Origin of the sequence: Citricoccus parietis, assembly GCF_042433045.1 — a bacterium.
GTDB lineage: Bacteria > Actinomycetota > Actinomycetes > Actinomycetales > Micrococcaceae > Citricoccus > Citricoccus parietis.
Map to the genome: position 1 here is coordinate 132,250 of NZ_JBHLWH010000039.1, position 17,922 is coordinate 150,171.

16 protein-coding genes are annotated in these 17,922 nt (G+C 69.7%); 8 read left to right on the forward strand and 8 right to left on the reverse strand.

What is annotated here, in order from left to right; all coding sequences use genetic code 11:
* The first annotated feature begins 18 nt into the window (after positions 1-18).
* Complete coding sequence (locus tag ACFFIO_RS13685; protein ID WP_378042620.1) at positions 19-1,914, forward strand: FAD-dependent monooxygenase; 1,896 nt, start codon at positions 19-21, stop codon at positions 1,912-1,914.
* Between the two features lie 18 nt (positions 1,915-1,932).
* Positions 1,933-2,541, forward strand: a complete 609-nt coding sequence (locus ACFFIO_RS13690) for an MFS transporter (RefSeq protein WP_378042621.1) — start codon at positions 1,933-1,935, stop codon at positions 2,539-2,541.
* Positions 2,542-2,601: 60 nt separating this feature from the next.
* On the opposite strand, the gene ACFFIO_RS13695 is transcribed toward ACFFIO_RS13690, so the two are convergent.
* The 6 genes from ACFFIO_RS13695 to ACFFIO_RS13720 all read right to left on the reverse strand — a co-directional run bounded on the left by ACFFIO_RS13695 (position 2,602) and on the right by ACFFIO_RS13720 (position 8,276).
* Entirely contained in the window at positions 2,602-5,103 is a 2,502-nt protein-coding gene (locus ACFFIO_RS13695) for a heavy metal translocating P-type ATPase (protein ID WP_378042622.1), read from the reverse strand.
* Between the two features lie 98 nt (positions 5,104-5,201).
* Entirely contained in the window at positions 5,202-5,441 is a 240-nt protein-coding gene (locus tag ACFFIO_RS13700) for a heavy-metal-associated domain-containing protein (RefSeq protein ID WP_378042624.1), read from the reverse strand.
* Positions 5,442-5,494: 53 nt separating this feature from the next.
* Positions 5,495-5,881: a metal-sensitive transcriptional regulator gene (locus tag ACFFIO_RS13705; protein ID WP_378042626.1), complete on the reverse strand. Its 387-nt coding sequence runs from the start codon at positions 5,879-5,881 to the stop codon at positions 5,495-5,497.
* A 137-nt stretch (positions 5,882-6,018) separates the two neighbouring features.
* On the reverse strand, positions 6,019-6,945 hold the full coding sequence (locus tag ACFFIO_RS13710; protein WP_378042627.1) for a cation diffusion facilitator family transporter: 927 nt from the start codon (positions 6,943-6,945) through the stop codon (positions 6,019-6,021).
* Positions 6,946-7,047: 102 nt separating this feature from the next.
* Positions 7,048-7,848, reverse strand: coding sequence for an arsenate-mycothiol transferase ArsC (locus tag ACFFIO_RS13715; RefSeq protein ID WP_378042629.1), 801 nt, complete (start codon positions 7,846-7,848; stop codon positions 7,048-7,050).
* Positions 7,849-7,874: 26 nt separating this feature from the next.
* Entirely contained in the window at positions 7,875-8,276 is a 402-nt protein-coding gene (locus ACFFIO_RS13720; RefSeq protein ID WP_378042630.1) for a three-helix bundle dimerization domain-containing protein, read from the reverse strand.
* Positions 8,277-8,469: 193 nt separating this feature from the next.
* Here ACFFIO_RS13720 and ACFFIO_RS13725 point away from each other — a divergent pair, with 193 nt between their 5' ends.
* From ACFFIO_RS13725 to rlmN, 4 genes are all read left to right on the forward strand, one after another.
* Positions 8,470-9,840 (forward strand): hypothetical protein, encoded by a 1,371-nt coding sequence (locus tag ACFFIO_RS13725; RefSeq protein ID WP_378042631.1) that lies wholly within the window; start codon positions 8,470-8,472, stop codon positions 9,838-9,840.
* Positions 9,837-10,658 carry an oxygenase MpaB family protein gene (locus ACFFIO_RS13730; RefSeq protein WP_378042633.1) on the forward strand — a complete coding sequence of 274 codons (822 nt, stop codon included), beginning with the start codon at positions 9,837-9,839 and terminating at the stop codon, positions 10,656-10,658. Before ACFFIO_RS13725 ends, ACFFIO_RS13730 begins: the two co-directional genes overlap by 4 nt.
* 163 nt (positions 10,659-10,821) lie before the next feature.
* Complete coding sequence (locus ACFFIO_RS13735) at positions 10,822-12,039, forward strand: MFS transporter (protein ID WP_378042634.1); 1,218 nt, start codon at positions 10,822-10,824, stop codon at positions 12,037-12,039.
* A 410-nt stretch (positions 12,040-12,449) separates the two neighbouring features.
* Positions 12,450-13,742, forward strand: coding sequence for a dual-specificity RNA methyltransferase RlmN (gene rlmN / locus ACFFIO_RS13740; protein WP_378042737.1), 1,293 nt, complete (start codon positions 12,450-12,452; stop codon positions 13,740-13,742).
* A 165-nt stretch (positions 13,743-13,907) separates the two neighbouring features.
* Here rlmN and aroQ read toward each other — a convergent pair whose 3' ends face one another.
* Positions 13,908-14,348 (reverse strand): type II 3-dehydroquinate dehydratase, encoded by a 441-nt coding sequence (gene aroQ, locus ACFFIO_RS13745; protein ID WP_378042636.1) that lies wholly within the window; start codon positions 14,346-14,348, stop codon positions 13,908-13,910.
* Positions 14,349-14,358: 10 nt separating this feature from the next.
* A complete protein-coding gene (locus tag ACFFIO_RS13750) occupies positions 14,359-15,756 on the reverse strand; it encodes an MFS transporter (protein ID WP_378042637.1) in 1,398 nt (465 codons plus the stop codon).
* 271 nt (positions 15,757-16,027) lie between these two features.
* Here ACFFIO_RS13750 and ACFFIO_RS13755 point away from each other — a divergent pair, with 271 nt between their 5' ends.
* Both ACFFIO_RS13755 and ACFFIO_RS13760 read left to right on the forward strand, forming a co-directional pair.
* Positions 16,028-16,795, forward strand: coding sequence for an IclR family transcriptional regulator (locus ACFFIO_RS13755; RefSeq protein WP_378042639.1), 768 nt, complete (start codon positions 16,028-16,030; stop codon positions 16,793-16,795).
* A gap of 228 nt (positions 16,796-17,023) precedes the next feature.
* Positions 17,024-17,872: a sugar phosphate isomerase/epimerase family protein gene (locus ACFFIO_RS13760; protein WP_378042641.1), complete on the forward strand. Its 849-nt coding sequence runs from the start codon at positions 17,024-17,026 to the stop codon at positions 17,870-17,872.
* Positions 17,873-17,922 lie beyond the last annotated feature (50 nt).

Genomic DNA, 17,922 nt, shown 5'->3' on the forward strand with positions numbered 1-17,922 from the left:
ACCTGTAGAGGAGACCACATGCTGTTTCACCACAACGGGTACGTGTCCGGGGACCCGCGGGTCCAGCCCGCCGCCGGCGTGGGCGTGGACCGTTCCGCCGAGCTGCCCGAGGCCATGGACGTCCTCGTGGTCGGCGCAGGGCCGGCCGGCATGACCGCCACCGCCCAGCTCGCCAGCTTCCCCGAGGTCATGACCTGCCTCGTCGATCGCCGCCCGCAGCGGCTGGCGATCGGCCAGGCCGACGGCATCCAGGCCCGGAGCGTCGAGACGTTCCAGGCCTTCGGGTTCGCCGAGGAGATCGTCGCCGAGGCGTACCACCTGACCGAGATGAACTTCTGGAAGCCGGACCCCCAGGAGAGCGGCCACATCATCCGCACCGCGCGGGCCGTGGACGACCCGGCCGGGGTCAGCGAGTTCCCGCACCTGATCGTCAACCAGGCCCGGGTGCTGGACTACTTCGCCCGGTTCGCCCGCCATGCACCGTCCCGCACGGAGCCCTACTGGGGCTGGGAGTTCGTGTCCCTCGAGGTGGGCGAGGGCGAGTACCCGGTGACCGTCACGCTGAAGCGCACCGGTGAGACGGCTCAGTCCGGCGTGAACCCGGGCGAGACCCGGACCATCCGCACCAAGTACGTCGTCGGCGGGGACGGCGCACACTCGAAGGTCCGGCGGGACATCGGCGCCCAGCACGTCGGTGCCGTGTCCTATCACGCCTGGGGCGTCATGGACGTCATCGCCGAGTCCGATTTCCCGGACATCCGCACCAAGTGCGCCATCCAGTCCGAGCACGGTTCGATCCTGCACATCCCGCGAGAGGGGGGCTTCCTGTTCCGGATGTACGTGGACCTCGGCGAAGTGGACCAGAACGATGCGGGTGCCGTGCGCAAGACCCCGATCGAATCGATCATCGCCCAGGCCAACCAGATCGTCTCGCCCTACACGGTGGACGTGAAGGACGTGGCCTGGTGGAGCGTCTACGAGGTGGGTCACCGGGTGACGGACCGGTTCGACGACGTCCAGGCCGAGGACGTCGGCCAGCGCCACCCCCACGTGTTCATCGCCGGCGACGCCTGCCACACCCACTCGGCGAAGGCCGGACAGGGCATGAACGTCTCCATCCAGGACGCGTTCAACCTCGGCTGGAAGCTGGGCCACGTACTGACCGGGCTCAGCCCGGAATCGCTGCTCTCGACCTACTCGGCCGAACGGCAGCCGGTGGCCCAGAAGCTCATCGACTTCGACCGTGAGTGGTCCTCGATGATGGCCGCCAAGCCGGAGGAGCTGGAGAGCGCCACCGCGCTGGAGGACTTCTACCAGAAGACTGCGGAATTCCCGGCCGGCTTCATGACGGAGTACCCGGCCGGGATGCTCGTGGCCGATGCCTCCCACCAGGCTCTGGCCAGTGGGTTCCCGCTCGGCAAGCGCTTCAAGGCCCACCCGGCCAAGCGCGTCTCCGACACCACTCCACACCGCTTCGGTCATCAGCACATGGCGGACGGGCGCTGGCGGATCTACGCCTTCGCCGATGCCGAGGTGTCCTCCGCCCAGGACTCGGCACTGCGGACCTGGGCCGAATGGCTGGACTCCGAGGCGTCCCCGGTCCGTCGCTTCACCCCCGCGGGCCGGGACCTGGACGCGCTGTTCGACGTCCAGGTGGTCTACCAGCAGCCCCACGAGGAGGTGGAGCTGATGACGACGCCCTCGATCTTCCGCCCGCAGGTCGGCCGGTTCCAGGTCTCCAACCTCAACAAGGTCTGGGGCGTGGACCCGGAGGACGACTTCTTCGAGGCGCGTGGCCTGAGCCGCGACGGCGTGATCGTGGTGGTCCGTCCGGACCAGTACGTGGCCGCCGTGCTGCCGCTGACCGCCACGGACGAGTTGACGGACTTCTTCGAGCCGATCTTCACCACCTGACCCAACTCGGTGGGCTACATGTCCACGGGCGGTTTCATCCCCTCCTACGCCACCTCTGACGACATCGGGCTGGACAACACCGACGTGCTGATCGCCATGACGTTCGCCGCCGCGGTGTGGTTGCTCTCCACCCTCGGAGCCGGAATCCTCTCGGACTACATCGGGCGGAAACGGACGTATCAGCTCGGCTATGTCTGGCTGATCCTGGCGGTCTGGCCCCTGTTCCTGCTCATCGACACCGGCAGCCTGGCCAACCTCTACCTGGGCCTGGGCATCATCTGCATCGGCACCGGGCTGACCTACGGACCGCAGGCCGCCCTCTACTCGGAGCTGTTCCCCGCCTCCATCCGGTTCTCCGGGGTGTCCATCTCCTATGCGATCGGCGCCATCCTCGGCGGGGCGTTCGCGCCCATGATCGCCCAGGCCCTCCTGGACGCCACCGGATCCTCCGGGGCCATCGCCGTCTACCTCATCGGGATGTGCGTGGTGGCGCTGATCGCCGTGAGCCTGGTCCGGGACCGCTCCGGGATCGACCTCTCCATCCACAACCAGGCCGAGCAGGAGGTCGGATGCACGGTGTTCGATCAGCGCCCCGTGCCGGCGGCCCGAGAGATGTCCTCGCACTAGGGTTGCCCGGGCGGCGGTTGGCCAGCGCCGGTCAGCGGGTGGTGAGCGCGGTCAGTGCGGTCAGCGCCCGAACCGCGTCAACCGCAGTGAGTTCGCCACCACCAGGACGGAGCTGGCGGCCATGGCTGCGCCGGCCAGCATCGGGTTGAGCAGGCCGAGGGCGGCCACCGGGATGCCGAGGGTGTTGTAGGCGAAGGCCCAGAACAGGTTCGACTTGATGATGCCCAGCGTCTTCCGGCTGAGCTGCACGGACTGGACCACCTGGCCCAGGGACGAGCCCATCACGGTGATGTCGGCGGCCTCACGGGCCACATCCGTCCCGGAGCCCATGGCGATCCCGAGGTCGGCCTGGGCCAGGGCAGGGGCGTCGTTCACGCCGTCGCCCACCATGGCCACCACGCGGCCGGCCTCCTGCAGCTCGATCACCTTGGCCACCTTGTCCTCGGGGCGCACCCCGGCGAACACATCCCCTGCGGAGATCCCGACGGCGGCCGCCACCTGAGCGGCGACCTGCGCGTTGTCCCCGGTCAGCAGGATGGGGCGCAGTCCGAGTCGCGTGAACTCGGCGATCGCCGGAGCCGAGGACTCCTTGATGGTGTCCTGCAGGGAGATGATCCCGGCGACCTGGCCGTCCACGGAGACCCAGATCGCGGTGGCGCCCGCGGCCTCGGCGTCAGCGAGCTGCTGCTCCTCAGCGGCGGTCAGGGCGCCGGAGTCCAACTGGGTGGAGATGTAGCTGGACCGCCCGGCGGCCACGGTGTGGGTCCGGGTGTCAGCCGGGATAGACCCACCCTGGCGTTGAGTCGTCAGTTGCTGTGGTGATTGGCGCCTTATCGCCACGGCAACTGACGACTCAGGCTCGCCGGGACCGGGTGCGGTCTGCTGGACCGTGCCCAGGACGCCGCCGCCGGCCGCCGAGGTGAATCCGTCCACCCCGGGGAGGGTGGTGCCGGCGGAGGCAGCGGCTTCACGGGCCGCAGCGGTGATCGCGGCGGCGATCGGGTGCTCGGAGTGCGACTCGACGGCTCCGGCCAGGCGCAGGACCTGATCGGCGTCGTGGCCGTTGAGGGGCGTGACGGAGCTGACGGCGAGGTCGCCGGCCGTCACGGTGCCGGTCTTGTCCAGCACGATCGTGTCCACGGTGCGGGTGTCCTCAAGGACCTCCGGGCCGCGGATGAGGATACCCAGCTGTGAGGCCCGGCCGGTGCCGGCCAGCAGGCCCACGGGGGTGGCCAGGCCCAGCGCGCAGGGGCAGGCGATGACCAGGACGGCGACGGCGGCGCGGAAGGCCGCGTGCAGGTCACCCGAGAAGAGGAGCCAGAGGGCGAAGGTGATCACGGCGATCACGAGCACGATCGGCACGAAGACCGCGGAGATGCGGTCCGCCAGCCGGGCGATCGGGGCCTTGCCCGTCTGGGCGTCGGAGACGAGCCGGCCCATCTGGGCGAGCGTGGTGTCCGAGCCGGTCCGGGTGGCGCGGACCAGCAGCCGTCCAGAGGTGTTGACGGTGGCACCGGTGACGGTGTCCTCCGGGCCGACCTCCTCGGGGACCGATTCACCGGTGATCAGCGAGGTGTCCACGGCGGAATGGCCGGAGACCACGTAGCCGTCCGTGGCGACCTTCTCACCCGGGCGGACCACGAACTCGTCACCGGGCACCAGCTGGGCCGCCGGAACGGTGACCTCCACGCCGTCGCGCAGCACCGTGGCGGTCTTGGCACCGAGATCCAGCAACGATTTCAGGGCATGGCCGGCCTGCTTCTTGGCGCGCGCCTCCAACCAGCGGCCGAGGAGCAGGAACGTGGTGACCACGCCGGCGGTCTCGAAGTACAGCTGGTGATCAGCCATGCTGGCCATGCCACCACCGCCCATGGCGGCGCCAGCGTGGGCGGTCATGGCCGGGTCCAGCAGGAGTTCGGCCGTCGAGAAGCCCCAGGCGGCGAGTACGCCGATCGAGACGAGGGTGTCCATGGTGGAGGATCCATGGCGGGCGGCCTTGAAAGCGGCGGTGTGGAACGGCCAGGCCGCCCAGAAGGTCACCGGTGTGGCCAGGGCGAGGGCCACCCAGCCCCAGTGGGGAAACTGCAGGGCAGGCACCATGGAGATCAGGAAGAGCGGGATGGTGAGGACGGCGGCCCCGATGAGTCGGGGCTTGATCACGTCGCCCGAGGGGCCGTGGTTCAGGTGGTCTTCGTGTCCCTCGTACCCGTCAGGTCCGTGGTTGCAGTGGTCACCGTCGCTCGGCTCCGCGCCGTGGCCGGGCGCAGGGTGACCAGAGCCCGTGGCGGTGGTGGAGGTGTGCTCATGGGGTGCGCGGCGGATCGAGGCCGAGTAGCCGGCCCGATCCACGGCGGCGATGATCTCCTCGTCCGTGACGGAGGGCGGAACAGCGACGGCGGCGGTCTCCAGGGGCAGGTTGACCGTGGCGGTGACACCCTCAAGCTTGCCGAGTTTGCGCTCCACCCGTCCGACGCACGAGGCGCACGTCATGCCGGTGATATCCAGATCCAGCCGGCGAGTGCCGCTGTCCTCGGCGGCTGCGCTCTTCACTGTCTCGCTCATGGCAAGCTCTCCTGTTCATCTCGTGTTCCCTGCAGGCCGTTGCCGGCCGGTTGTTGTCCTGCCGGCGCTCGGGCTGGATCAGGACCGATCAGACCTGATCAGGCCAGATCGAGCCCGGGGGTGGCCACGGCGTAGCCGGCCTCTTCGACGGCGGCCTGCAGGTCCTCGGGGGCCGGGGCGCGTCCCTCGGTGGTGACGGTGGCGATGGAGGTCCCTCCGGCCACGAGGGTGACGTCGACGCCGGTGACACCCGGCAGCTCCTGGAGTTCCTCGGTGACGCTCGCAACGCAGTGGTTGCAGGTCATGCCGTTGATCTTGATGTCGGTGGTGGTGGTCATGGTGATCCTCCGTGGGGTGGTGATGTCGTGTGGTGCGGCCGGCGGCGAGCCGGTCAGCGCATGAGCCGGGCGATGGCGGCGGTGGCCTCGGCGACCTTGGCCTGCACGGCCTCGTCATTGCCGGTGTCCCGGGACTCGCGGGCGGCATCAGCCACGCAGTGACCCATGTGGTCCTCGAGCAGGCCGAGGCTGACAGCGTGCAGGGCCTTGGTGGCGGCGGCGACCTGGGTCAGGATGTCGATGCAGTACTTGTCCTCGTCCACCATCTTGGAGATGCCACGGACCTGTCCCTCGATACGGCGCAGCCGCTTGAGGTAGGCGTCCTTGCTGGGGCTGTATCCGTGGTGCGCCCCGCCTGCAGTGTCCGTGCCTGCGTTGACCGAGGCAGGCTGGGCGCCCGGGCCAGAGGCGCCGTGAGGGTCCGTGATGTCAGTGCTCATGACTCGAAGGTATACCCCGGAGGGGTATTAATGCAAGTACCCCCAGGGGGTATCACGTTCCGTCTGTGTGCAACTCCAGCGGATCGTCTGACGATTGATGCCGCGGCCGGTGTGGTCGCTGGCCCTTCCGGCGCGGGTCAGGAGTGCAGGTGCCCCTCCTGGTCCCGGTGGCCGGGCGGCTCCAGTTGGAAGGTGCTGTGGTCCAGGGGCAGCGCGAAGTGCTCGGCCACGCAGTCCTGCAGTGACCTCAGGATCTCCATGGTGTGGCCGTCCCCGAAGCAGCCGTGCTCCACCACCACGTGGGCCGTGAGCACGGGTGTCCCGGTGTCGATCCGGGAGACGTGCAGGTCATGGACCTCGAGCACGTGGGGCTGCCCGAGCAGGTGGGTCCGGATCTCCGTCAGGTCCAGTTCACGGGGAACGGACTCGAGCAGGACGCTGCCGGCCTCCCGCAGGATCACGAACGCGCGCGGAAGGATGAGAGCAGCGATGACCATCCCGGCCAGGGCGTCCGCACGGGTCCAGCCGGTGGTCGCGACGACCACGGCGCTGACGATGACGGCGACCGAGCCGAGGGCGTCATTGACGACCTCCAGGAAGGCGGCCCTCAGGTTCAACGACCCATCCCGGCCGCCGGCCAGGACGGCGAGGGCTATCAGGTTGCCGGCCAGGCCGATGATGCCGAAGACCAGCAGCCCGTCGGCGTCAACCTCGGCCGGCTCGGCGAGGCGCCGTAAGCCCTCGATGAGCGCATAGATTCCGACGGCGAGCAGCACCGTGGCCTGGGCGCCGGCGGCCAGCACCTCGGTGCGGAGCAGTCCCCAGGTCCGGCGGTCGGTGGCTGGGCGCAGCATCAGGTTGGCCGCGATGAGCGCGACCAGGAGGCCGCCGGCGTCGGTGAGCATGTGGCCGGCATCCACGAGCAGGGCCAGGCTCCCGGTCAGCCAGGCGCCGATCACCTCGGCGACGAGGATGCTGGCGGTGATGCCGAAGGCGATCGCGAGTCGGCTCCGCGAGGATCCGGCACCGTGCTGGTGGCCGGGTCCGTGCGTCGAGTCAGTCATGCCGTGATGATAGGCCGCCGGGTCTCCGGTCCGGGCCACTGGCCGGTGTGGACCCTGTGCCCGCCTGTGGTGCAGAGCCCCCACGAGTGTGGGGCGGGGTCGTCAGGCGCTCATCTGCAGGGGCGGATGGTCGCGACGATCGTGCCCAGCCCCGGAGTCAGCGCCAGCCCCTGTGCCGGCACCAGCGTCGGTCCCAGCGCTGGCGGCAGTATCGACGCCGACCTCACGCATCAGTTCCAGCACCCGCGCCTCGAGGTCGTCTCGCATGGCCCGGATGTCCTCGAGGGACCGTCCCACGAAGTTGGGGATGTCCCACTCGCGGTAGTCCTTGCCGGGCAGCTGGTCCACCTGGTTGCCACAGGACAGGGTGACCACGTGCTGGGCGGCGGCGTGGACATCCCCGGACAGCGGCTTGGGGTAGGCCTGGTCCAGGGGGATGCCGATCTCGGCCATGACGGCCACGGCATCCTCATAGAGGTGGCCCACCGGCGCCAGGCCGGCGGAGCGGGCCGTGACTCGCCCCTCCGAGTGCTTGAGCATCAGGGAGGCGGCCATCTGGGACCGACCGGCGTTGGCGTCATCAATGAACAGCACGCGGGGCAGGGGCGATTCGATGATCCCCTGGGCGATCCCGAGCGCGCGCAGCTGGCTGTCCGCGAAGTTGCCGGCCAGCAGGGGCAGGAAGGTCTTCACGGCCGCCCGGCGGTCCATCTCCCGGTACGTCTCCTCCAGGATCCGGTCGACCGTGTCGCGATCAGCCACCTGGGCATATCGCTCGTGCAGGTGGGCCGCCGTCCGTTCCAGGACGTGGCGGTCCAACTCGGGGACGGCGCCAGCCGCATCGGCGGCATCGGACCCGTGATGGTCCGGAGCCGTGTCCAAGGGGTTCTGGTGCGTGGTCATGGCTGCTCCTGGGTGGGAGTGGGGGATCAGGCGGCTGCTGTCATCCCGTCTAGGGTTTCGACGGTCTTGACCCCGGGAGCGCCGGCCGCGGCGGTGCGGTCAGCGATCTCGCGCAGGCGGGTCTCGGCCTGGTTCAGGGCGAGGGTGGGCAGGTAGGTCTTCAGTCGGGCCGTGCGGTTCAGCTCGCGATAGGCGGAGTGGACGGTGCGGCGGATGAGGCCACCGTCCAGGACCTGGGCAAACGTCGCCTGCAGGTCAGTGACTCCACGGGACAGCACGTGGGCATGGACGATCTGATTGGCCCCGGTGGGCAATGAGCCGTTCATGCCGTTGCTGGTGGCGGGGGCCATCGCGTGGCGGCCGGCCGTCCGGGCAGAGCGGATCTCGGCCTCGGTGGCCAGGTTCTCGGTCATGACATGGGTGGTCATGGGCACCTCCTTATGTGGTCCCGCCAACCCTTGTTGGCGAGTCCGCCCCCTTCGCAAAGTGAACAAAAGGTAAACGGAGTATGAATCAGCATAGTCCAGTCGGCATTAAAACGGTAGAAGGTCGTTCCGTGCGTCCGTCCATGACGCGTCAGGCATTGGGCCCGGGTGAGCACCGCGTGCCACCATCGTCAACGTGACGGACTTCAGCGCAACCCCAGCAACCGCCACCGGTCGACCGTCGGTGACCAGGGTCCCGGAGGGCCATCCCCGCCCCCTCGAAGGGCTCCTGTCGGTCCGCCGGCTCACCAGCCCGGTGGCCCGCGAGTCTCTGGCCATCTGGGTGGCCATCGCCGCCGGAGCCGCGGGAGCCGCCGTCGGGCTGCTGGTGTTCTTCGGCCGCCGTGCACCCCTGTCCGGCGACTGGTCGGTGGGTACCGCGGCGGCCATCCTGACCGCCGTGGCCGCCGGACTCGCCTGCCTGGTGGGGCTGGCTCGCTCCACGCGCACCACCCACCAGTGGATGACGCAACGGCACTGGGGCTGGATGGTGGCGGACGCCGTCGGGCTCGTGGTGGTCCACGGAGCGATCGCGGTGATGGCCTGCCTGGCCTTGTTCCGCCTGTTCCAGGAGGCCTTCACCGGTCTGACCGTGGACGGCATCGCGTCCACGGTCATGCTGACGCTCACCGGCACCGTGGCGGGCTACCTCGGGTTCAACTCCTCGGCGCGGATCTCTACCCGGTCCCTGTCCACCCTGCTGGCACTGTTCATGGCCTCCGGGATGATCGTCTCGATGCTCCTGGCGGAGAACCCGTTCTGGTGGCACGCCTTCTTCTCCGAACTCGGCACCGGGCAGGCCGGGATCCTGTCCTTCTGGACGTTCAACACCACCCTCACGGTCTCCGGGCTGGTGCTGACCACCCTGTCCTCCTTCATCACCCAGGACCTGTTCACCTGGGCCCGGGCCCGAGCCAGGCTGGGCATCCGCAAGGCGAGGATCGGCGTGCTGCGCTGGTCCCTGTTCATCATCGGGCTGTGCATGATGGGCGCCGGGGTGGTCCCGATCAACTTCTCCGACCCCGTCCATTCCACGTTCATCCGCGTCCTCGGCGTCGTCTTCATCGTGCTGCTGGCCAGCATCCAGCTCTGGCTCCCCGGCTTCCCGGCCGCCGTCTACGTGGGCACCTACCTCATGCTCGGCCTGGGAATCATCGCCACCCTGCTGTGGTTCCCGCTGCGCTACTACAACCTGACCGGCTTCGAACTCGCCATGGGTGGGGTGATCTACGCCTGGCTGGTGGTCTTCATCCGCAACCTCGATGCCGTGCTCACCGAGGCCGGCATGGGCGACCGGGCCCGGGACGCAGCCGTCCAGGAGGCGGTGGATGCTGTGGATGCGGTTCAGGAGACTGACGAGGCTGTTCCACCGGCGCCGCAGCGGCCCGCCACCGCTGCGGTCCCGGCCTCCACCGCACCGTTCACGACGCCGGCCCGGCAGCCGGACGGCCGGCCCGCCTACCGCGGGTGGACGATAGGTCCAGGCGGGCCCGGGGGCCCGCGATGACCGCACCGACCCGCACGGAGGACCTGGCCCGGGAGGCGGTGGTGCTGGCCGGCGCCGGGGCGGCGATCCTGCTGCAGGTATCCCACCCGTCCGTGGGCGCCGGGGTGGCACAACACTCCGATTTCGCGGCCGACCCGCTCAAGCGTCTGCGCCACACCCTGCAGTTCGTCTACGCCGCCGTGCTCCCGGAGGCGGGGGCTGCGCGGGAGCGGGTCGCCGGCTGGGTGGGCGCCGCGCACGCTCCGGTCCAGGGTACGGATGCCACTGGACTTTCGTACTCCGCCGCCGATCCGCAGGCCCAGCTCTGGGTCACAGCCACCCTCTACTGGGCGGCTGAGCAGGCGCGGTGGCGGATCTGGGGCGAGTGGCCGGCCGCTGTTGCGGGAGGTTCCGCGGGCCCTGACAGCGCTGGAAGTCAGGCCGAGGCCGAGGCTGTCTATCGCGACTACGCCGTCCTGGGGACCCTGCTGGGCATGCCCGCCGACCTCTGGCCCGAGGACCGGGCGGCCTTCGCGCGGTACTGGGACGCCGCCGTCGTGAACCTGGAGGTGACGGACGACGCCCGGGCGATCTGCCGGGACCTGTTCGCCGCTGAGGCGGCGCCGTGGTGGCACCGGCGACTGATGCCGTTGGTGCGGTTCGTCTCGGCAGGGATGCTGCCCGCGAGGATCCGCGGCCAGCTCGGCCTCGACTGGGACGGGGCTGACTCCCGCCGGGAGGATGCACTGTGGGGCGTGCTTCGGGCGGTGTACCCGCGGCTTCCCCGGCGATGGCGTCAGCTGCCCGCGCGGCTGGTGGTGCGCACCCTCCAGGTCTGAACCCGTGGCCGGCCCGGAATGGGCGGCCTCGCCTGCTCCGCCGGCGCCACGTTCCCCACCGAATTCTGGACCGCGCCGATGGCACCGGTGGTTCCGGCTGTGCCGGCTGTGCCGGCTCGCGAGGTTTCGCCGTGAGCGGGCACCGCGCTGGCAGAATGCTGGGATGACCACGTCACCGGCGTCCGGGCCCTCGAACCGCCCCTCGGCGGTCTCGTGGGTCTACCTGGCGGTCTGCGTGGTCTTCGTGTCCCTCAACCTGAGGACCCTGTTCTCGAGCTTCTCGGCCATCCTCCCGGAGATCGTCGCCGCCACCGGCCTGCCGGCCTGGGGTGCCACCCTGCTGACGACGGTTCCGGCCACCCTGCTCGGGGTCTTCGCGCCGCTCGCACCCGTCCTCGCCCGCCGCTTCGGCACGTGGCAGGTCCTGGCGGGGGCGCTGGTGCTGCTGACGCTCGGCCTGGTGCTGCGCTCGGTCCCCGTTCCCGACGGCGGCGCCATGCTCCCCCTCCTGGCCGGCACCGTGGTCTCCGGAGCGGCGATCGCCCTGGCCAACGTGGTGCTGCCCAGCATCGTCAAACAGGACTTCGCCGAGCATCAGGGCCTGATGAGCGGGCTGTACACCACCGCGATCTGTGGTTCCGCGGCCTTCGGCGCCGGACTGACCTTCCCCTTCTACGAGGCGGTGGGGGACTGGAACCTGGCCCTGGGCATCTGGGCCGTGCCCGTGGCGGTGGCCGCGGCACTGCTCATCCCCGTGCTCCTGAGGCACCGTTCCTCCGCCCGGGTCTCCACCTCGACCACGGGACGCAGTCCGTTGACCTCCCCGGTCGCGTGGCACATCACCGCCATGATGGTCTGTCAGGCCATGACCTCCTTCACCTGCTTCGCCTGGCTCGCCCCGATCCTCCGGGAACGCGGGATCGATGGCGGCGCAGCCGGGGGCATCGTGGCCTTCTCCATCATCCTGCAGATGTCCGGCTCGCTCCTGGGCCCGGTCTGGGCGACGCGGCTGCGTTCGCAGTCGTGGCTGAATGTGGCCGCCGCCGTGCTCACGGGCGGCGGTTTCATCCTGGCCATCCACGGCCCGTTGTCCGGGATCTGGTGGTGGACCGGCATCCTCGGTGTGGGGCAGGGTGCGCTGACCGCGTTGGCCCTGACCATGATCACGCTGCGCAGCACCACGCCCCACATGGCGATCCGGGTCTCCGGCATGATGCAGGGTCTGGGCTACGGGTTGGGCTCGGCCGGGACCTTCATCACCGGTCAGATCTTCGCCACCACGGGGTCCTTCGGGCCGGCGGCCTGGCTGTTCGCCGCCTCTGGGCTCGGTGCCGCGGCCTTCGGCTGGCTGGCGGGCCGGGACCGGACGATCGAGGGGTAGCCAGCCGGCATCGTGCCTCTCAGGTCTCGTTTTCAGTCGAGTTCGGGTGGGTGCCGGCCGGGCTGATACCCACCGGAACTCGACTCAAAATCCAGAGTGGCCGGCCTGGGACCGAATTGGACTCTCATGGGAGAATGGCAGGGATGGCTGAGACTTCTCGTCCCCGCGGAGGGGACCACGGTACGGACCGCACTGACCGGACCTCGGCACGCCGGAAGGCGCAGCAGGGTCGGGACACGGCTGTCCCCGCGGCCGACCCCGGGGACGCCCACCTGGAGCATGCGCGGGACGGCAAGCTCAAGCTGAACCGCCCCAAGCGCGGCCTGATCGACGAGACCGAGGCACAGCAGATCGCCGAGGACCGTGCCCGGCTGCAGCAGCAGGGAATCGGCGGGCCGCTGGACGGGCGGATGCTCTCCAACCCGGCCGCCACGGAGGGGGACCGGCCCCAGGTCCGTCCCCAGGCCGAGGGCTGGAAGCAGCAGACCACCGACGACGGCCGGCCGCTGCTGCAGTTCAAGCAGCCCCGCGTGGCGCAGCCCAAGACCCACCTGGCGGACCTGACGCTCGCCGAACGCCAGGCCAAGGTGGCCGAACTCGGGTTTCCGGCGTTCCGCGCCAAGCAGCTCTCCAACCACTATTTCAATCACTTCACCTCGGACCCGGACCGGATGACGGACCTGCCCAAGGACGCCCGGGAGAAGCTCGTGGCGGAGATGATGCCGCCGCTGCTGACCGAGGTCCGGCGGCTCACCACGGACAACGGTGACACCATCAAGTTCCTCTGGCGCCTGTTCGACGGCGCCCTGGTGGAGTCGGTGCTCATGCGCTACCCGGGGCGGGTGACCCTGTGCGTGTCCAGCCAGGCCGGCTGCGGCATGAACTGCCCCTTCTGTGCCACGGGCCAGAACGGGCTGACCCGCAACATGTCCACGGCCGAGATCGTGGAGCAGGTGGTCCGCGCCAACGAGGTCATCGCCGAGGGTGCCCTGGGCGGCCTGCGCAGGGACGGCGGCCACAATGCCGAGCGCGTCACCAACATCGTGTTCATGGGCATGGGCGAGCCGCTGGCCAACTACAAGCGGGTCATCGCCTCGGTGCGCCGCATGGTGGACCCGGCTCCCGAAGGACTCGGCATGTCCGCCCGCCACATCACCGTCTCCACGGTGGGCCTGGTGCCGGCCATCAACAGGCTGGCCGAGGAGGGCATCCCGGTCACCTTCGCCCTGTCCCTGCACGCCCCGGACGACGAGCTGCGGGACGAGCTCATCCCGGTGAACTCGCGGTGGAAGGCGGACGAGGCGATCGACGCGGCGTACAACTACTTCGTCAAAACCGGCCGGCGCGTGTCCATCGAGTACGCCCTGATCAAGGACATGAACGACCACGCCTGGCGCGCCGACCTGCTGGGCAAGAAGCTCAACGCCCGCGGCCGCGGCTGGGTGCACGTGAACCCGATCCCGCTGAACCCGACGCCGGGCTCGATCTGGACCTCCTCCGACCCCGACGTCACGGACGAGTTCATCAACCGCCTCGAGGCCGCCGGCATCCCGACCACGCTGCGGGACACCCGCGGCAAGGAGATCGACGGCGCCTGCGGCCAGCTGGCAGCAGAGGGGGACGAGGAGACGGACGGGACCGTGACCGAGGCTGACGGCCGCACCGGCTCAGGGGCCTCCGCCTCGATCGATATCCGCGGCTAGCCCCTGACACAACTGGCGGTCGAAAACGGCCCGCGACGCACCGGCAATGCGGCGTGTCGCGGGCCGTTTTCGACCTGCAGATTCTGGGGAGGACGACGCCGGACGGAGACGTCCGCTGGAAGCCGGCCGGCCGGCGTCGGGTCCGTGGTGCTCTGCTGTGGGGCCTTAGGCGCGGACCAGCCGCGCCAGGTGCTGGACGGCCAGCTCGTAGCTGTGCACCCCGGCTCCGGCGATGACCGCGTTGGCCACCTTGGAGACGTAGGAGTGATGCCGGAACTCCTCGCGCTGGTGGATGTTGGTGACATGCACCTCCACCAGCGGCAGCTCGGCGGCCAGCAGCGCGTCCATGATGGCGATGGACGTGGTGGTGTAGCCGGCGGGATTCAGGATGATCCCGCTCGCCTCCGCCCGGGCCTCCTGGATCCAGTCCACGAGGGTGCCCTCGTGGTTGGACTGGCGGAAGTCCACGGCCAGGTCCTGCTCGGCGGCGGCCCGCTCGCAGAGCGCCTGCACGTCGGCCAGGGTGGTGGTGCCGTACTTGTCCGGCTCGCGTTGGCCCAACAGGTTCAGGTTGGGGCCGTTCAGCACGAAGAGGGGCTTGGTCATGGTCACGACCCTAGCGCTTGGAGCCGTGGTGCAGCCCGGCCTCGATCTCCGCGTCGGACACCGGGTTGCCGAGCTCGCGCAGCGGCGTCTTGTAGGTCTCCCGGGTGGTCAGTGCCACGAGGGTCGCCAGGATGGTGGCGCCGGTGACGATCCAGGCGGCCGGGCCCCAGTTCGCGTAGTTGGTTCCCACCAGGGCGGTGGCGATCATCGGGGTGAAACCGGAGACCAGGATGCCCACCTGGAGGCCCACGGCGACGCCGGAGTAGCGCACCTTGACGTTGAACAGCTCGGAGAACCAGGCCGGGTAGACCGCGTTGGACATGGCATAGGTGACGCCCAGGATGATGGTGGAGGTGACGAAGATCAGCGCGATGTTCGCGGTGGCGATCGCGTTGAAGTACACCCAGATCATCACGGCCGTGGTGGCCGTGCCGGCGATGAAGGTCGGCTTGCGCCCGATCTTGTCCGAGAGGAAGGCGGCCGCCGGCGTGGTGAAGATGGCCACGATGTTGCCGACGATGGTCACCCACAGCATGGTGGAGGAGTCGATGCCCACGGACGTGGCGTAGGAGAGGCCGAAGGCCTGCATCAGAGTGTTGGTCACGACCTGCAGGGACAGGATGGAGATCTGCACGAACTGCACCGGGTGGGTCTTGAGCATGACCAGGAAGGGGGCCTTCTCCTGCTCACCGGCGTCCTTGGTCTCCTGGAAGTCCTCGGGTTCGGCGAGCTGCCGGCGCACGAACCAGGCGACGGCGAGCACGAGGATGGATGCCAGGAACGGCAGGCGCCAGCCCCAGCTGAGGCGGTCGGCCTCGTCCATGGCGGTGATCGGCAGGAAGGCCAGCGAGGCCAGGACGATGCCGGCGGCGATGCCGGAGATGGAGAACGACGGGAAGAACCCGCGCAGGCCGACGGGGGCCTCCTCAGTGCTGAGTGCGGACGCGCCGGCGATCTCGGCGCCGGCGGACAGGCCCTGGGCCAACCGCAGCACCACCAGCAGGATCGGGGCCCAGAGGCCGACCTGCTGGTAGGTGGGCAGTACGCCGATGAGGAAGGTCGCCCCGCCCATCAGCAGCAACGTGGCCAGCAGGATGGATTTCCGGCCGATCCGGTCGCCGAGGTGTCCGAAGACGATGGCGCCGAATGGGCGGGCCACATAGGCCACGCCCAGGGTGCCGAAGGAGGCCACCATGGTCAGGGCGTCACTGCCCGTGTCCGGGAAGAAGATGTGGGGGAAGACCAGCGAGGCGGCCGTGGCGTAGACGAAGAAGTCGTAGTACTCCAGGGCGCCGCCGAGGAAGGCGGACCAGCCGGCCCGCTTGGCCCGGGTCATGCGGTATTGCTGCTGTTCCGGCGTCAGGGTCTCCAGCGCGCCGCTGGTGTCCTGCTGGATGGTGGTGCTCATGTGTTCTCCCAGGGGGACGTGGTCGTGGCCAACCTCGGGTCCGGGGCCACCTCCGCGAGTTCTGCTCGCGGGGCGGCCGGATCGCCGACAGGGGGTCGGGTGGCCGGTGACACTCGTTGCTGTGAACGGGGTCACGGTGCTTCAGAGAAGCCTTCCCGTCCCACCCGGATGCTGCCAAAACCCAGCCCATTGAATGGGTTAGGCTCGCACCGTGTCCAAGGTGCCGACGTGGGTCCCGGAGTGTGCCCTGGCCTGACGAGAGGATGTGACGGTGGCAAATTCCAGGTCCGGTGAATCGGTCGTGTCCCGGGTGGCGCGCCTGCTGCAGTGCTTCGATGCCGACCACGGTGAGCTCTCGGCCGCCGAGCTGGCCGAGCGGGCCGGGCTGTCCACGTCGACCACCCACCGGCTGGCCTCGTCCATGGCGGAGGACGGCCTGCTCTTCCGCACGGGCCGCGGCCGCTTCCGGATCGGCCTGGCCCTGTGGGAGGCGGGCCAGCGTGGCACCCGGTTCCAGGCCTTCTCCCAGCTGGCCCTGCCGTTCATGGAGGCCATCCATGTCACGCTGAAGCAGAACGTCAGCCTCTCGATCCTGGATGAGTCGACGGCTGAGATCGTCTACCTGGAGCGGCTCACCCATCGCGGGGCCCAGGAGGACCTGACCAAGGTGGCCCTGCGCCAGCCGGCCCTGTCCGTCTCGGCCGGGCTGGCCATGCTGGCCTTCTCGCCGGAGCCGGTGCAGGAGCGGATCCTGTCCATGCCCTGGGATCCCAGCGCGCTGCAGTCGGGTGTCACCGAGGGGCACATGAGGCGCCGGCTCGCCCAGGCCAGCGTGGACGGGTATGTCCATCTACCCGGAGTGCTGGTGGGGTCGTTGGCCGGCCTCGCGGCGCCGATCCTGGACGCGCACCGGCAGGTGCTGGGTGCGCTCGCCATCGTTCAGACCATGGCGGACGTCAACCTCAAGGTGCAGGTTCCCGTGCTGCTCTCAGCCACGCGCGGGCTCTCGGGGATGGTCGGAAATCTGCCTCGCGACTGAGGTGGCGGATGGGTCCGACGGCGGAAGGCCGGTTCGCGCTCGAGTGTGCGCCCTGAGGGTGTGAGTCCTGAGCGCGTGTCGCGGTCTTTGTGACCCGCTTCACCGGAAATCCTGTTCAATGGGACGCGTGGTGGCTTGCCGCGTGTGAAGCGAGTTACATGAGGGGCGACGCGGCTCGCCTGCGTTCCGCCACACCAATCTCGCCCTTCAGAAAGTGGGTCATCCCTGATGCCAGCAGCCAACGGACGCCTGATCGGCCTGGCACCTCTGTCACTGCTCTCGGTGGCGCCGCCGAACCTCGTGCACCACGCGGCCGAGGCCGGTTTCGACTTCGTGGGCGTCCGGGTACGCCCGGTGACCGCTGCCGAGAAGCCCTACGACATGCAGCCGGGATCCCCGCTGCTGGCCGAGACGCTGGCGCGGATGGCCGAGACGGGGGTGGGGGTCAAGGACATCGAGTTCCTGCTGCTGGACGGCACGGACCAGCGGGACGCCTGGCTGCGGATGTTCGAGGCCGGTCAGGCGCTCGGTGCCGAGTCGCTGACCGTGGCGTGCGGAGATCCGGACCTCTCACGTGCCCGGGACACCCTGGCGCAGATGGCGGAGGACGGGCGCGCCTTCGGGATCAGTCCCGCGCTGGAGCCCATCAGCTACCAGACGGTCGCCTCGATACCGATGGCGGACGAGTTCGCCGTGCACGCCGGCTGCGACATCCTGGTGGACACCCTGCACGTGGGCCGGTTCGGGGGGACGGCGGAGGAGTTGTCCGCCGCCGCGTGCCGCGCACCGCTCGTGCAGCTCTGTGATGCCCCGGCCGAGCGGCCTGCCGACCGCGAGGGCCTCGTGGAGGAGTCCCGGTCCGCTCGACTGGTCCCCGGCGAGGGCGGCCTGGAGCTGGCCGGGGTCCTGGCCGCACTGGAATCCGGGCTGGCGCAGACGCCGCGGGCCGGCACCCAGCTGCCCGTCTCGCTGGAGGTCCCGAACGACGCCGCCGTCGCGCGCCTGGGAGCACAGGGCTGGGCGGATCACCTGAAATCCGCCGCCCTCTCCCTCCTCGGTGAGCGCGCGATGCGCTGACCGCCCCGCCACCCACCACCCCCGGCACTACCCTCCTCAGAAATCCGCAG

Coding starts and splice junctions, on each gene's coding strand:
- ACFFIO_RS13685 (WP_378042620.1), top strand. CDS start 19: ATGCTGTTTCACCACAACGGGTACGTGTCCGGGGACCCGCGGGTCCAG.
- ACFFIO_RS13690 (WP_378042621.1), top strand. CDS start 1,933: ATGTCCACGGGCGGTTTCATCCCCTCCTACGCCACCTCTGACGACATC.
- ACFFIO_RS13695 (WP_378042622.1), bottom strand. CDS start 5,103: ATGAGCGAGACAGTGAAGAGCGCAGCCGCCGAGGACAGCGGCACTCGC.
- ACFFIO_RS13700 (WP_378042624.1), bottom strand. CDS start 5,441: ATGACCACCACCACCGACATCAAGATCAACGGCATGACCTGCAACCAC.
- ACFFIO_RS13705 (WP_378042626.1), bottom strand. CDS start 5,881: ATGAGCACTGACATCACGGACCCTCACGGCGCCTCTGGCCCGGGCGCC.
- ACFFIO_RS13710 (WP_378042627.1), bottom strand. CDS start 6,945: ATGACTGACTCGACGCACGGACCCGGCCACCAGCACGGTGCCGGATCC.
- ACFFIO_RS13715 (WP_378042629.1), bottom strand. CDS start 7,848: ATGACCACGCACCAGAACCCCTTGGACACGGCTCCGGACCATCACGGG.
- ACFFIO_RS13720 (WP_378042630.1), bottom strand. CDS start 8,276: ATGACCACCCATGTCATGACCGAGAACCTGGCCACCGAGGCCGAGATC.
- ACFFIO_RS13730 (WP_378042633.1), top strand. CDS start 9,837: ATGACCGCACCGACCCGCACGGAGGACCTGGCCCGGGAGGCGGTGGTG.
- ACFFIO_RS13735 (WP_378042634.1), top strand. CDS start 10,822: ATGACCACGTCACCGGCGTCCGGGCCCTCGAACCGCCCCTCGGCGGTC.
- rlmN (WP_378042737.1), top strand. CDS start 12,450: ATGCTCTCCAACCCGGCCGCCACGGAGGGGGACCGGCCCCAGGTCCGT.
- aroQ (WP_378042636.1), bottom strand. CDS start 14,348: ATGACCAAGCCCCTCTTCGTGCTGAACGGCCCCAACCTGAACCTGTTG.
- ACFFIO_RS13750 (WP_378042637.1), bottom strand. CDS start 15,756: ATGAGCACCACCATCCAGCAGGACACCAGCGGCGCGCTGGAGACCCTG.
- ACFFIO_RS13760 (WP_378042641.1), top strand. CDS start 17,024: ATGCCAGCAGCCAACGGACGCCTGATCGGCCTGGCACCTCTGTCACTG.